This is a genomic window from Salinimicrobium maris (genome assembly GCF_049680855.1).
In the GTDB taxonomy this organism is placed as follows: Bacteria; Bacteroidota; Bacteroidia; order Flavobacteriales; family Flavobacteriaceae; genus Salinimicrobium.
In genome coordinates this window covers 70736-84224 of the sequence record NZ_JBMPGS010000004.1, presented here as the reverse complement: position 1 = coordinate 84224, position 13489 = coordinate 70736, and the positions used below count along the sequence as shown (strand labels likewise).

At 35.2% G+C, this 13489-nt stretch carries 13 protein-coding genes; 12 read left to right on the top strand and 1 reads right to left on the bottom strand.

Annotation, left to right across the window (positions count from 1 at the left end; translation table 11 throughout):
- The first annotated feature begins 2 nt into the window (after nt 1-2).
- On the top strand, nt 3-932 hold the full coding sequence (locus tag ACOV1Q_RS12660) for a glycosyltransferase family 2 protein (RefSeq protein WP_424494767.1): 930 nt from the start codon (nt 3-5) through the stop codon (nt 930-932).
- Nucleotides 933-935: 3 nt separating this feature from the next.
- On the opposite strand, the gene ACOV1Q_RS12655 is transcribed toward ACOV1Q_RS12660, so the two are convergent.
- Nucleotides 936-1877: a beta-1,6-N-acetylglucosaminyltransferase gene (locus ACOV1Q_RS12655; protein ID WP_424494766.1), complete on the bottom strand. Its 942-nt coding sequence runs from the start codon at nt 1875-1877 to the stop codon at nt 936-938.
- 162 nt (nt 1878-2039) lie between these two features.
- Here ACOV1Q_RS12655 and ACOV1Q_RS12650 point away from each other — a divergent pair, with 162 nt between their 5' ends.
- From ACOV1Q_RS12650 to neuC, 11 genes are all read left to right on the top strand, one after another.
- A complete protein-coding gene (locus tag ACOV1Q_RS12650) occupies nt 2040-3212 on the top strand; it encodes a glycosyltransferase (protein WP_424494765.1) in 1173 nt (390 codons plus the stop codon).
- Nucleotides 3205-4212 (top strand): glycosyltransferase, encoded by a 1008-nt coding sequence (locus ACOV1Q_RS12645; RefSeq protein ID WP_424494764.1) that lies wholly within the window; start codon nt 3205-3207, stop codon nt 4210-4212. Before ACOV1Q_RS12650 ends, ACOV1Q_RS12645 begins: the two co-directional genes overlap by 8 nt.
- Before the next feature lie 5 nt (nt 4213-4217).
- Nucleotides 4218-5165, top strand: a complete 948-nt coding sequence (locus tag ACOV1Q_RS12640; RefSeq protein ID WP_424494763.1) for a glycosyltransferase family 2 protein — start codon at nt 4218-4220, stop codon at nt 5163-5165.
- 21 nt (nt 5166-5186) lie between these two features.
- Nucleotides 5187-6167, top strand: a complete 981-nt coding sequence (locus ACOV1Q_RS12635; RefSeq protein WP_424494762.1) for a glycosyltransferase family A protein — start codon at nt 5187-5189, stop codon at nt 6165-6167.
- Between the two features lie 3 nt (nt 6168-6170).
- Nucleotides 6171-6929, top strand: a complete 759-nt coding sequence (locus ACOV1Q_RS12630; RefSeq protein ID WP_424494761.1) for a sulfotransferase domain-containing protein — start codon at nt 6171-6173, stop codon at nt 6927-6929.
- Between the two features lie 34 nt (nt 6930-6963).
- Nucleotides 6964-8097, top strand: a complete 1134-nt coding sequence (wecB, locus tag ACOV1Q_RS12625; protein ID WP_424494760.1) for a non-hydrolyzing UDP-N-acetylglucosamine 2-epimerase — start codon at nt 6964-6966, stop codon at nt 8095-8097.
- A 238-nt stretch (nt 8098-8335) separates the two neighbouring features.
- Nucleotides 8336-9583 (top strand): glycosyltransferase family protein, encoded by a 1248-nt coding sequence (locus tag ACOV1Q_RS12620; RefSeq protein WP_424494759.1) that lies wholly within the window; start codon nt 8336-8338, stop codon nt 9581-9583.
- 4 nt (nt 9584-9587) lie between these two features.
- The gene (locus tag ACOV1Q_RS12615; RefSeq protein ID WP_424494758.1) at nt 9588-10475 is read left to right on the top strand and encodes a glycosyltransferase family 2 protein; all 888 of its coding nucleotides are present in this window, start codon (nt 9588-9590) and stop codon (nt 10473-10475) included.
- On the top strand, nt 10475-11170 hold the full coding sequence (locus ACOV1Q_RS12610; RefSeq protein WP_424494951.1) for an acylneuraminate cytidylyltransferase family protein: 696 nt from the start codon (nt 10475-10477) through the stop codon (nt 11168-11170). Before ACOV1Q_RS12615 ends, ACOV1Q_RS12610 begins: the two co-directional genes overlap by 1 nt.
- A gap of 1 nt (nt 11171) precedes the next feature.
- On the top strand, nt 11172-12218 hold the full coding sequence (locus tag ACOV1Q_RS12605) for an N-acetylneuraminate synthase family protein (RefSeq protein WP_424494757.1): 1047 nt from the start codon (nt 11172-11174) through the stop codon (nt 12216-12218).
- 49 nt (nt 12219-12267) lie between these two features.
- Complete coding sequence (gene neuC, locus ACOV1Q_RS12600) at nt 12268-13386, top strand: UDP-N-acetylglucosamine 2-epimerase (protein WP_424494756.1); 1119 nt, start codon at nt 12268-12270, stop codon at nt 13384-13386.
- Nucleotides 13387-13489: the final 103 nt, after the last annotated feature.

The following is a 13489-nucleotide window of genomic DNA, read 5'->3' as shown; positions in this document are numbered from 1 at the left end:
TTTTGGATTTAGTTTCTATAATAATTCCCACCTATAATCGTGCTCATTTAATTGGTGAGACTTTGGATTCTGTTTTGGCGCAGACTTATGCTAACTGGGAATGTATAGTGGTAGATGATGGTTCTACGGACACCACTAAGGAGCTTTTAGAGAGGTACTGCAAAAGAGACAAAAGATTTAGATACTATCTTCGCCCAACAAATAGACCTAAAGGAGCAAATGCTTGTCGGAATTATGGGCTCGAAATGAGTAAAGGAGCTTATGTGAATTGGTTTGATAGTGATGATTTAATGACCACTGATCACATCGGTACAAAAGTAATGGCCATAGAAAATTCCCATAAAGATTTTGTGGTTGCGCAAATGGCTAATTTCAATAATGGTACAGTCAATCAGGTTAAATACAAAATTAGAGAACATGGAATTTCTGCAGAAAATTTTATTTTAAGAACAATTCTGTGGTATACCTGTGATATAATTATTCGCAGATCAATAGCTGAAAAAATTTCTTTCAATGAAACAATAATGTTCTGGCAAGATTATAATTATTTCTGCAAGATGCTGCTTTTGACTAATAATGGAATATTTCTGGAAAAGGTTTTGACATACCGGAGAATCCATTCTGATTCCATGACAGCTTCGCAAGAATTAAGAACAAAACGATTAATTCATTTATCATATCTTACGTTTATCGAGATTGATGGATATATATCAGAAACAGTTAGAAAGGAATTGGTTAGAAATCTGATGAATCTTTCTTTTTCCCTTTCGAAAAATCGAGAAAAGAATAAATTTAAAAAGGAAATTCAAAAAATTGTCGTAGAAAATTTTGGAAATACCTCTCATTTATGGTTTTTGGCGGCTCTAAATGCCGCTTATCTTTTTCAGAAAGGAGAGTTCTTTCTTGAATGGTCCAAAAGGAAAGAACATTAGTGGTTATGTAAGTAATTGTTTATCTATTTCATTTAAAATTTCCTCATCCCAATTAAGATCAAATTTTCTGGCAAATAGGTGTGACCTAGAAGCTTCCTGTAATTCCCCGAAATCTTCTAGCTTAAAAGTGACTGGTAATGGACCAGAAGGTCTTTCCCAGTTGACATAAGTAACAGATCTTTCTATTTGAAAATCTTCGTTATTCTTCAAGTACATTAGGATACTATGGAAAAAGATTTCATCAGGTACCAAAGTGTATTTGTGATATTCTAAAAAATCAGTATGTGTATCATGAAAATTTAAGATTTTGTTAACCACCGCAGTAGGTAAAGCCCACCATTGCCCCCCTCCGAAAGGTTCAAGTATTGATGGGAATTTCCTGTTTTTAAAAATTCTGAAAAATTCAGTCCATCTACCAGATTTTCTTAGAAAATTGAGTTTCCCAAGTGTTGCAACAGTATAAAATTCCCTGTGATATATGGAAGGCAGAATCAAAAAGTGTTTACGCTCTGAAGATTTATTTATTTTATACTTATTCAAGCGTAATAATCCACCATTTTCCCATTTGGGATGTGGTATTTTAAATGTACTTATAAAACATTTTCCATAATTTTTTTTAAAAAAAATATTAATGTTCTGGTTGCTCACAATGGGATAATCCTGTGCGCTCAAAAGAATGCAGTATCCATTTTTTTTATCTTTGGATACCTGCTTCATGAGCTCTATGGTAGCTGTGACCATACTAACATCTCCCCAAATTACATTTTCTCTTTGATGAACAAATTTTACATTTTGATAAGTGCTAAGTAATTCTTCAAAAGGTAGTTGATCAGATTTCCTATCGATATGGATATAAAAATATACCTCTGACCCATGCAGTCGTACAATTAGTCGCCATAACTGTTCGGGACTGTTGTGGGCTAGAACTAAATAATTTAGATGCATAGGCTACGATAAATTTTAGAATCAATGTTGTCTCCTTATAATAAATGATGCTTTTAGCTAAACTATGTTTATAATTGTATCAGAATTATAACCTTGAAACTCTTGCTAAATTTAACATACTAAACACAAAAAGCTATAGAACAGTGGCAATAATTTAAAAAAATGGATTTTAAAAATAAAAATATCTTGTTGATTCTACATGCTGGTGTTCTTGGTGGGGCGGAGAGACAAGGATTAGGGCTGGGGAGAATATTAGTGGAGAAATATTCTTGTAATGTTTATCTGTTGTTGACTCATTCAGAGAAAATGTCTGATGAGTTTAAAGAATTTGCAGAAAAATGTCATATCCAAGATATTTTCCACTTCGGTGAACCCTATATTGTTTTAAGACAAGAGTTTAGTTTCAAAAATCTCAAGCGTTTGGTGTGGTCCTCAAAATATTTATTAAGAATGAGAAAGGGCTTACTTCCATATAAAATAGATTTAATTTTTCCCTTTCTAAATTTTCCTAGTAAGATAGCTTTTTATTTATATAAATTACTTCCCACGGCTAAATTTACTTTTTGGCATCAATTGGGTCTGGATGTGTTTAAAGACGATGTTTTTGAGAAATTGGCGGCAAAATATACCCCCGGTGTTATAGCGAATGCTCCAAACGGTATTGAGCTTTTTCGCGAAGCGCATAAGTTAGAGGACAAAAGAGCCTTTGTTCTGCCTCAATTTCTTACAATGAAATATAAATATTTTTCTAGGGAAGAAACACGGCAAAAATATCATATCACTCAGGATTCCGTTGTGATAGGAATGGTATCCCATTATCGCCCAGATAAGAAACACGAATTATTGTTGCAGGCATTTCTTGAATTAACCGAAAATTTTCCAAACATTAATTTAATTTTTCTTGGGTACAAGGATGCGAATCCGGTTACTCTTGAAAAATATGAGAGAATTTTGAAAAGAATTAATAGCCAAAAATTACAAAGTAAGGTTCTTGTTTTATCTGGAAAGCCGGTGGAGGAAATTCTTTCTATAATGGACATAGGTGTGTTAGTTTCAGAAATTGAAGGTACACCGAATGTAGTAATGGAATATATGTTGTACGAATTGCCGATTATTGCATCTAGACATCCCGGTTGTGTCGCTTTACTTGATAATTCGCCTTTTTTAATAGAGAATAATATTATTGAACTGAAAAAAGGTTTAGCAACCTTAATTGCATCTAAGAATTTGAGGAAAAAGGAAGGAATGAAAAATAAGGAAATAATTAACCGCTATACACCAGAAAATTACATGAATGAATTCAATAAAATAATGAATGCTTTGATTGATGGATAATTCTCCAAATATTTCTATAATTCTTCCTGTATTTAATGGAGAAAAATTTTTAGAAGAAGCCATTGTAAGTTGCTTGAGTCAGACCTATGGAAATTTTGAATTTCTTATTATTGACGATTGTTCTACCGACTCATCAATAAAGATTGCCGAAAAATATGAAAGGTTAGACGACCGTATCAGAATTATAAAAAATTCTTTGAATTTGAAGTTACCAGCAAGCTTGAATATAGGGCATAAATTGGCAAAAGGTAATTTTTTATTGTGGACTTCTGATGATAATCGGCTTAAGCCCTTTTTCTTAGAAAAAATTTTAAATGCAATAGTAGAAAAGAAAGTAGATATTGCTTACTGCAATTATGATATAATTTATGAAAGTGGTACATTGAAAAGAGAGCATAAAACTGGACCAATTTCTCACCTTATTTTCGGGAATACTGTAGGTTCAGCCTTCATTTATAATAAAAATGTATTTCAGAAATTAAAGGGTTATGATGAGAATTTACATACAATTGAAGATTACGATTTCTGGATACGCGCTGCTGTAAATTTTAAATTTTTTCATTTGGATGAAAACTTATATGAATACAGAATACATGAGCAAAGTTTAACATCCAACACTCTACAAAATGAGCATGGTTTGATCAATTTAAATGTGAAAGGAAATGAGGTTTTTAAAAAACTTCAATTACTTCTCCATTGGCAGCCGGAAACTACTTTCTTTTTAACCAATTCACCAAGGAATGAAATCTTTAAATTTTTTAAAGCGAACAATCGAACAATTCTTGCTGATGTGAAAAAGTTTAAATTAAGGATTTCAGAAAATATGGATGCAGAAAGTACAGATAAATTATACTTTTTATTACGGCAAAATTTAAAATCAACAACAGCAAAACTGGATTTGCAATTATTACTATGGATTTTATTAAATCATCCTAAAATATTTTTTCAGAAAAACTTTAGTAGAAAAGAAACTCTGAAGTTAATTTTTCGCTTTATTTAAATTAAATGAGACAAAACCCAAAGATCGCAATACTTCTTGCTACATTTAATCGTGCTCATCTAATAGAAGAAACCTTAGACTCTATAATAGCTCAAACCTATGTTAACTGGGAATGTATTATTGTAGATGATTATTCCATAGACAACACAGCCGAAATTGTTGAAGAATATATTCAAAAAGACTCTCGATTTTCTTATTATTTAAAGACTAAAAACTATAAAAAAGGACTTTCAGGAACCAGAAATTATGGTCTTGATATTGCCCAAGCACGGAGAGCAGAATATATCCAATTTTTTGACGACGACGATATAATGCACACAAGAAAACTAGAGTTGCAAATTTCTCCTTTTTTGATAAATGATCAACTAGATTTTACTGTTTGTCAGTACTTAGGATTTACGGAATTGAGAGATATTAATTTTGAATTTCCTACTGATATTCCTATTGAATCAAAAAAATTGGCAGTGGATTTTCTTTTTTCGAGAATACGTATCAATTCAGCGGGTCCTTTGTTCAAATTTAAATTGTTCTTGAATCACAGGTTTGATGAAGAACTGCATTACGCGGAAGAGAGAGAGCTATTCTTGAGGATTTTTTTTAAAGAAAAGCCTAATTATCAGGCTATTAAAAAGAGTTTATTCTTTTATCGTAATCATCCAATATCTATTACGGCACGGAAAGATAAGGAAGCGGAAAAAATAGGCACAAATATAGTAGTTCTTCGTAAACTGTGGGATTTTTTATCTCAGAATGAATTATTGAATAAGAACGTTATTTCATTTTTTCTACGAAATTTTTTGTTTCAATATCGTGACAAGGAATATATAAATAAGATTAGCTTATATATTTCGGGAACAAGAGAATTAAACTTTTTTCAAAAAATTAAACTAAAGACAATTATTAAATTCCATGCATATTATACCAAAGTCATATATAAACTGTTGTTGTTTTAAAAGGATTAAAAATAATTTGTTATGAGAATTGGTGTAAATCCGGAAAAATCAAAATCTGAAAAAAACTTTAAGTATTATCATCGTATTATTATTCCTGTTTATATTCCAAATGACGAAGAACCATATTATATAAAGAGTTTAGATGTTTTTGATGCTTGTCTTAATTCTTTATTCAGAACTATTAATTTTAGAACAACAGCTGTAACTATTATAAACAATGCTTCATTTCCAAAGGCAGGAAAGATCATAGAGAAATATCGGCAAAAGAATCAAATAGATAAAGTTATAAATTACGACAAAAATCGGGGTAAGGTCTATGCAGTGGTAAGCGAGGCCAAAGCTTCTTATGAACCTTTTATTACTATAGCTGATGCGGATGTGTTGTTTTTTAGTGGATGGGAAACAGCAGTTTTTGAAATCTTCAATGAATTTCCCAGCGCTGGTGTTGTTTCACCCGTACCCTTACAAAATTTAGCCTTCAATAAAAACTATTCAGTTTTTTTTGATAATTTTTTGCTTAATAGAATTAAACACGATAAAATAGTTTTAGATAAAGACTGTGAATTATTTCTAAGCGGAATGGGCAATACAGCTCTTTTAAAAAGAAACAACCGAAAATTTTCCTGGAAAGAAAAGCAGTATTTCTTGAAGAAAAAAATGTCAGCTGTAATTGGAGCCGGACATTTTGTGGCTACATACCGGAAGGAAATTTTTAATAAAGACCAGCCGTTTCCTGTTTGGAAATTTGAAAACGGCTTCGAAGATACTTATTTAGATGAGCCTGCTGACAAACTGGGTTGGTACCGTTTATCAACTCCTTCCACTTTTGCTTACCATATGGGAAATGAGATAGACGATTTTGCAGCGAATATTTGCTTCGAAAACAATCGAAAATTAAAAGTAAAACTAGTGTCGAATATAAAAACACCTTCAAAATCTAAAATGCCCTACTGGTTGAAAAGTTATTTTTTTAGAGCACTAAAAAGAATTAAAAAGTTGTAACTAATGTATCTCACAAGGATAAAAAAAAGTCTAAAAAAAATTCTGGTAACGAAGGGGAATGAACATTTCGGTAATTGTAATTATGGGAAATTCGTAGTTATAACACGTTCCAGAACAGGTTCAAACATGTTGATAAAGCTTATTTCATCGCATCGAAGTATCCAAGCTTATGGGGAATTATTTAATCAGACAAAAGATAAAAATTGTGAAAAAATATGGACCCATACTTTCTCAAAGAGATTGAATTATGTGAAATTCGTGGGTTTTAAAATATTTTATGACCATCCTTTAGGCAGTGATGATAAAACAGTATGGGACTTTATCAAATCGGATAGAAGTATTAAAATCATACACCTTAAAAGAGAAAATGTTATCAGATCACAGTTATCTCTATTAATCGCCCATAAAACTCAAACCTGGGGAGTTACACCTACAATGAAAGACACGCCTATTGATCAGAAAAAAATTGCTGTGAATATTGAAGAATTTCTTAAAGATATAAGAAAAACGAAATTATGGGAAAAAGATACAGCTTTAATATTTTCTGAACATCCTTATATGGAGGTTATGTATAAAGACATTATTACAGACAAAGATAAAACCATGGAAAAAATTTTTAAATTTCTAGAGGTTCCCGATCAAAAAACAACTAGCGATTTAAGAAAACAAAACCCGGAAGAAATTAGAGATTTGGTATACAACTACAATGAGCTAGAAAGTGCGCTTCGTAATACAGAGTTCTATCATCTACTCAAGGAATAAGAGCCTTAGTATTTTTGAACACTAAAAAATAGATTTGAAAAAACTCCTCCTCTGTTTTGGCACCCGCCCTGAAGCCATAAAAATGGCGCCGGTAATCCATGAACTTAAGAAGCAGGAAATTGCTTTTAAAGTTTGTGTAACTGCGCAGCATCGTGAAATGCTGGACCAGGTTTTGGATTTCTTTGAAATAACTCCCGATTATGATCTGGATTTAATGAGAGCCGGTCAAACCCTCAATGGTTTAAGTGCATCTATTTTTACCGGAATAGATAAGGTATTTGATGATTGGCTTCGACAGGCTCAACCTGACAGTAATACTCAGTTTGGCGTGGTGCTGGTGCATGGAGACACTACTACAGCATCTATGATTGCCCAGGCAACATTTCACAGGCAGATAAAAGTTGGACATGTGGAGGCGGGGTTACGCACCTATAACAAAACCTCCCCATTTCCAGAAGAGATCAACCGTCAGCTGATAAGTAGAATTGCAGATGTTCATTTTACTCCCACAGAGAAAGCAAGTTCTAACCTTTTAAAAGAAGGAATTCCGGTAGAGCGAATAGCATTGACGGGGAACACGGTGGTGGATTCATTGCACTGGGCTGCAGAGAAACTGGCAGGAAAAAAGCTCAGTCAGGAAATTTTTGGATTAAAGGCTTTATTAAATAATGACAATAAGCTGGTTCTTGTTACCGGACACCGCCGAGAGAATTTTGGGGAAGGTCTGGAAGAGATAGGAGAAGCCCTGCTCAAATTATCAAATCGAACAGACTTGGAGATTCTTTACCCGGTGCATCTTAATCCCAATGTTAAGGATCCGGTGCAAAAGAGGTTGGGGAATAAACCTAACATTCATTTAGTTTCACCAGTCGCTTATCCCACAATGCTATGGTTAATGCAAAGAGCTGTAGTGATTATTTCGGATTCTGGTGGGGTTCAGGAAGAAGCACCGGCTTTTGGAACACCAGTCTTGGTGACCCGCGAATATTCTGAACGAATGGAAGGAGTGGAAGCCGGATTTTCTGTGCTTGTAGGGACGAACAGACAAAAAATTGTGGAGGAAGCAACTCGTTTGCTAAACAATCCTCCTGACCTAAGTAATAGGCAAAATCCTTATGGAGATGGAAAAGCGGCGGAGAGGATTGTACAATTTTTGAAAGGTTTATGAAAAGTATGAGGATTGCTTCAGTCGCCAAAAAGGCTCCTTCGCAAAGACCACGGCCTAAATCCAGGTGAAAGGGAATACTTCAGTCGCGAAAATGCTCCTTCGCTATGATCGAACGCGAATTCAGGTGAAAGGGATCGCTTCAGTCGCGAAAAAGCTCCTTCGCAAAAACTCACAACCCACAACTGAGAACTGAGGTAATTCACTTTAAATCTTTATTTTCGCTTTAAACTCAGTAAAAGTGCCCCGAAAAAAGAAAATCCTTGTAGTTGCTGAATCCATTAATGTGGAGGACAGTAGCGGTTCTAAAGCCAACGTGGCGCTGATCCTGAATTTAAAAGAAGCCGGATTTGAGGTGTTGGTTTATCATTATACGCGAAAAGAAATTCAACTGCCGGGAATACAATGTATTGCCATAAAAGAAAAAAGATCGAATGCAGTTTTCCTCTTGAGCAGGCTTCAGCGAAAACTTCAGCATGGATTGAAGATAAACTTGGCGAAACATCTGGAACCGAAATTTGGCTTTTCGTTTACTTTTTTTAATGATGTAAGAAGTATGGCGGCAGCTTTAAGAAAGGAGAAAGATTTTAGGCCGGATATCGTTTTGACTCTAAGTAAAGGCGCTAGTTTCAGACCTCACTATGCTTTACTGAATACTCCAAATCTTCACGAAAAATGGATGGCTTATATTCATGATCCATACCCTTTTCACTATTATCCTAAACCATATATTTGGTCGGAACCCGGTTATGAACAGAAGATCAAATTTTTTGATCAGGTTTCACGGCAGTGTCGTTGGACCGCTTTTCCGAGTCAGCTGCTAAAGGAATGGATGGAAGGGTTTTATCCTGCTTTTATAGAGAAAGGTGTAGTGATTCCACATCAGATGAGGGAAGAAAATGAGCCGGTGGAGGTATCGGCGTATTTTGATACTGAAAAATTTAATTTATTACACGCAGGAAACCTTATGAAACAAAGGAATCCATTTCCTTTAATACAGGCTTTTCAAAATTTTCTGAGAAAACATCCGGATGCTGCTTCTGAGATCTGTTTACTACTAGTGGGTAGTGCGTCTTATCATATTTCAACTTTAAAAAAGAAAGAACAGAAAATAGAACAACTCGTGGTGAGTGATGGTTATATTCCATATGACCTTGTTCTTAAAATGCAGAAAAAAGCCTCTGCAAATATTATATTAGAGTCGGCTGGTGAAGTGAGTCCTTTTCTGCCGGGAAAATTTCCGCATTGTGTTGCTGCTAATAAACCAATCTTCCATCTGGGGCCGGAGAAAAGCGAAGTGAGAAGATTACTGGGATCCAACTATAAGTATTATGCTGAAGCTGATGATGTGGAAATGATATCTGCAAAACTGGAAAAGCTATATGAAAAATGGAAGGCTGATCCTGAATCTCTAAAGTTAAACAGGGAAGATCTGATTTCGTATCTTTCCATAGATTATTTAAAGAAGGAAATAGATAACCTTATTTAAATAGATGGAGGCTTCAGTATTAATTGTTTCTAAAAACAGGTCAGCAGAACTTCACAAAACACTTGAAGTACTTCAGGAATATCTTAATTTTAAATGTCATGAAATCTTAGTTTTTCTCGACGGGTGTACAGACGATTCAGAAAAGCTCATAGACCTTCATCCTGAGGTGAAGTGGGAGATTTCAGAAGAAAATTTAGGAGCATCAAAAGCCAGGAGCATTCTTTATCAAAAAGCACAGGGAAAGGTTTTCTTTGGTTTTGATGATGATGCCCACCCTTTACAGCATGATTTTATAAAAATATCCAATAAGATTTTTACTGAAAATAGCTGTGTAGGTATTATCGCATTTAAAGAAGTTAAAGGAATATTCGAATCTGATGACGACATTCCTGAGGAGGTGCAAATAAAGAAGGATTATCTTGTAAAGGATTTCCTGGGCTGCGGATTTGCCATAAAAAAGGAGGTATATGAAAAAACCCGTGGATTCCCCGAATGGATTGATATATATGGGGAAGAAGTATGTCTAGCGATGGAGACCTTGGAATTGGGATATGATATTTTATATACACATCAAGTCGTGGTAAATCATCGCACGCAGAAACAAAAGAAAAATACGGGGGGAGCAAACTATTTCCGGTTCGGGAAACAACTAAAAAATACAGCTTTTTTTTATTTAGTATATTATCCTTTTCCGTTATTGCTAAAAAAAATCTTTAGGTTATATTTTTTGAACTTTAAGAAGTATGGGACGAAGGATAAGAGGTTTCTTAAAGAATATACAAGAGCGGCTTATTCAAATATCTATCATTTAAGAAACGTCCTAAAACACAGAAGACCGGTTTCAAAAAAAACGATTGATACATTTAATAGTCTTTCTAATCCTACTTATTAATTACAACTAATCTGAAAAAAGCGATTAACATAACTATAATCCCGGCCCGCGGCGGCTCCAAAAGACTTCCGGGAAAAAATATGTTGCCATTAGGTGGTAAACCCTTAATTGTTCATAGTATTAATTATGCCAAGGCCAATACGCACATTTCAGATCGTATAATTGTTTCAACAGATGATCCCTTTATAAAAGATGTTGCTAAAAGCCAGGGAGTGGAAGTGATAGAACGGCCTGCCCATTTAAGTGATGATAATGCCACCACTGTTTCGGCTTTAAAGGACGTGCTGGAAAACATACAGGAGGAGGTGGAAAATGTGCTTTTGCTACAGCCAACTAATCCCTTACGGCCACAGCGTCTAATGTCAGAAGCTTTTAAGGAATTTGAAGATAGAAATTGCGACAGTCTGATGACTGTTACCCGGAGCTTTCAAAAGTTTGGTAAAATAGAAAACAACCGGTTTTTACCGTTCAATTATCAACCGGGACAGCGCAGTCAGGACCTTTACCCGCTCTATTATGAAAACGGGTTGTTATATATTACAAAAGCATCTTTAATATTAAATGAAAAAATATTAGGGAAAAATAATTTTCCTTTTATTGTGGATCATCCTTTTGCTGAAGTTGATATCGACTTTAAAAAAGATCTTGAATACGCCGAATTCCTGTTGGAAAGAAGAAAAAAGAAATCAGAATAAAATGAAGCCATTCATAGAAATAGCAGGAAGAAAGATTGGAATGGATTATCCTCCTTTGGTGATTGCTGAAATAGGGATCAACCATGAAGGTTCTTTAGAGGTCGCAAAGGAGATGGTTGATGCGGCCAAACGTGCAGGGGCTGAAATGGTAAAGCATCAAACACACATAGTGGAAGATGAAATGTCAGCAGCGGCGAAAAAGGTTATTCCCGGAAATGCAGATGTCTCAATCTATGAAATTATGGAGCGTTGTGCTTTAGATGAAGCAGATGAGTTGAATTTGAAGCAGTATGTAGAAGAAAACGAAATGATTTTTATCTCCACTCCGTTTTCAAGGGCAGCTGCCAATAGATTGCAAAAGTTTGATGTTCCCGCTTTTAAAATTGGAAGCGGGGAATGTAATAATTATCCCCTGTTGGAACACATAGCATCTTTTGGAAAACCGGTAATTTTAAGCACCGGAATGAACAGTATCTCCAGCGTGCAAAAAGCAGCTGCAATTTTTGATGCAGCAAATGTACCTGTAGCGTTATTACATACCACAAATTTATATCCAACTCCGGTTCAACTGGTCAGATTAGGTGCGATGACACAACTTCATGAAGCTTTTCCGGACAAAGTTTTTGGACTCTCAGACCATACGCTGAACAACAATTCCTGTCTTGCAGCAGTAGCATTGGGCGCTTCTATCCTCGAAAGGCATTTTACCGATCATATGCAGCGAACAGGTCCCGATATTACCTGTAGCATGGATGAACAGGCCTGCCGGGAATTGATAAAAAATTCGGCAGAAATTGCACTTATGCGTGGAGGTGAAAAAAAACCGGCTGCGGAAGAAAAAGTGACTATAGATTTTGCCTTTGCTACTGTCTGTACCATAGCATCAGTGAAAAAAGGAGAAGTTTTTACAGAAGAAAACATTTGGGTGAAACGGCCGGGCAACGGTGAGATCCTTGCAGAAAATTTCAAAGAACTTCTTGGTAAAAAAGCTGCGGCAGATATAGGTGATGATGTTCAATTAAGCTGGAAAGACATTGCTGCTTTCTAGTTCTTTCTCTCCGGAAATGTCTTTAATAAGGAAACCCATTACACAAACAATGAAACAAATTGCTTTCTTAACTGGTACCAGGGCAGATTTTGGTAAAATAAAATCCTTATTTCAAATTCTGCAGGACCATCAGAATTTTGAAGCACATATTTTTGTTACAGGAATGCATCTCATAGAGAAATATGGTTATACGCTTTATGAAATCGAAAAATGCCGGTTTAAAAATATCCATGAATTCAGTAATGAAACCTCTGAAGCCACAATGGATCTCACGTTGGCTAAAACCATAGAAGGTTTTTCTGCTTATGTGAAAGACCTGCAACCAGATCTTATTGTCATTCAAGGGGATAGGGTGGAGGCACTGGCCGGGGCCATTGTTGGGTCTTTAAATAATATTCTGGTAGCACATATTGAAGGAGGGGAAGTTTCGGGTACTGTTGATGAACTGATCCGTCATTCTATTAGTAAGTTAAGTCACGTGCATTTTGTTTCGAATGAAACCGCGGAAAACCGACTGGTGCAAATGGGAGAACTCAAAGAATCCATTTATAATATTGGTTCTCCCGATGTGGATATCATGTTTTCAGAAAATCTTTCCACCCTGGAAGAAGTGAAGAGGTATTATGAGATTCCTTTTGAGGAATATGCGGTAGCCATGTTCCACCCTGTCACCACAGAATATGATAAAATGCCGAAGTATGCAAAGAATTTTGGAGATGCATTGTTGGCAGATAATAATAATTATGTAGTGGTTTATCCCAACAATGATCTGGGGAGTGAATTAATTTTGAAGGAGTACGAACGGCTAAAGGATAATGACAGATTTATAATTTTTCCCTCGATACGATTTGAATACTTCTTGGTGCTTTTAAAAAATGCTCAATTCATAATCGGCAATTCCAGTGCAGGTATTCGTGAGGCTCCCTATTATGGAATACCAACTATAAACATAGGCACCCGTCAGGAAAACAGGGCGATGCACACGCATATAATTAATACCTCGTATATGCAGAAAGATATCCTGAACGCCTTAAAAGCACCTCATCCAATTACCGAAAAGTACATTCCGGCTTTTGGTACCGGTAAGAGTGATGAAAAATTCCTGGAGTCCCTAAACTCATCAGAGTTTTGGAGTATTAATCATCAAAAGCAGTTTCGGGATATATGATATTCTCCCGTATCTTCTATAATTCACTGTTAGCAGAATAACTGTTGATTTCTTTTATTTTTGCAGTTAATCTATGTTTCTTTATATATGCGGAACAATCAAA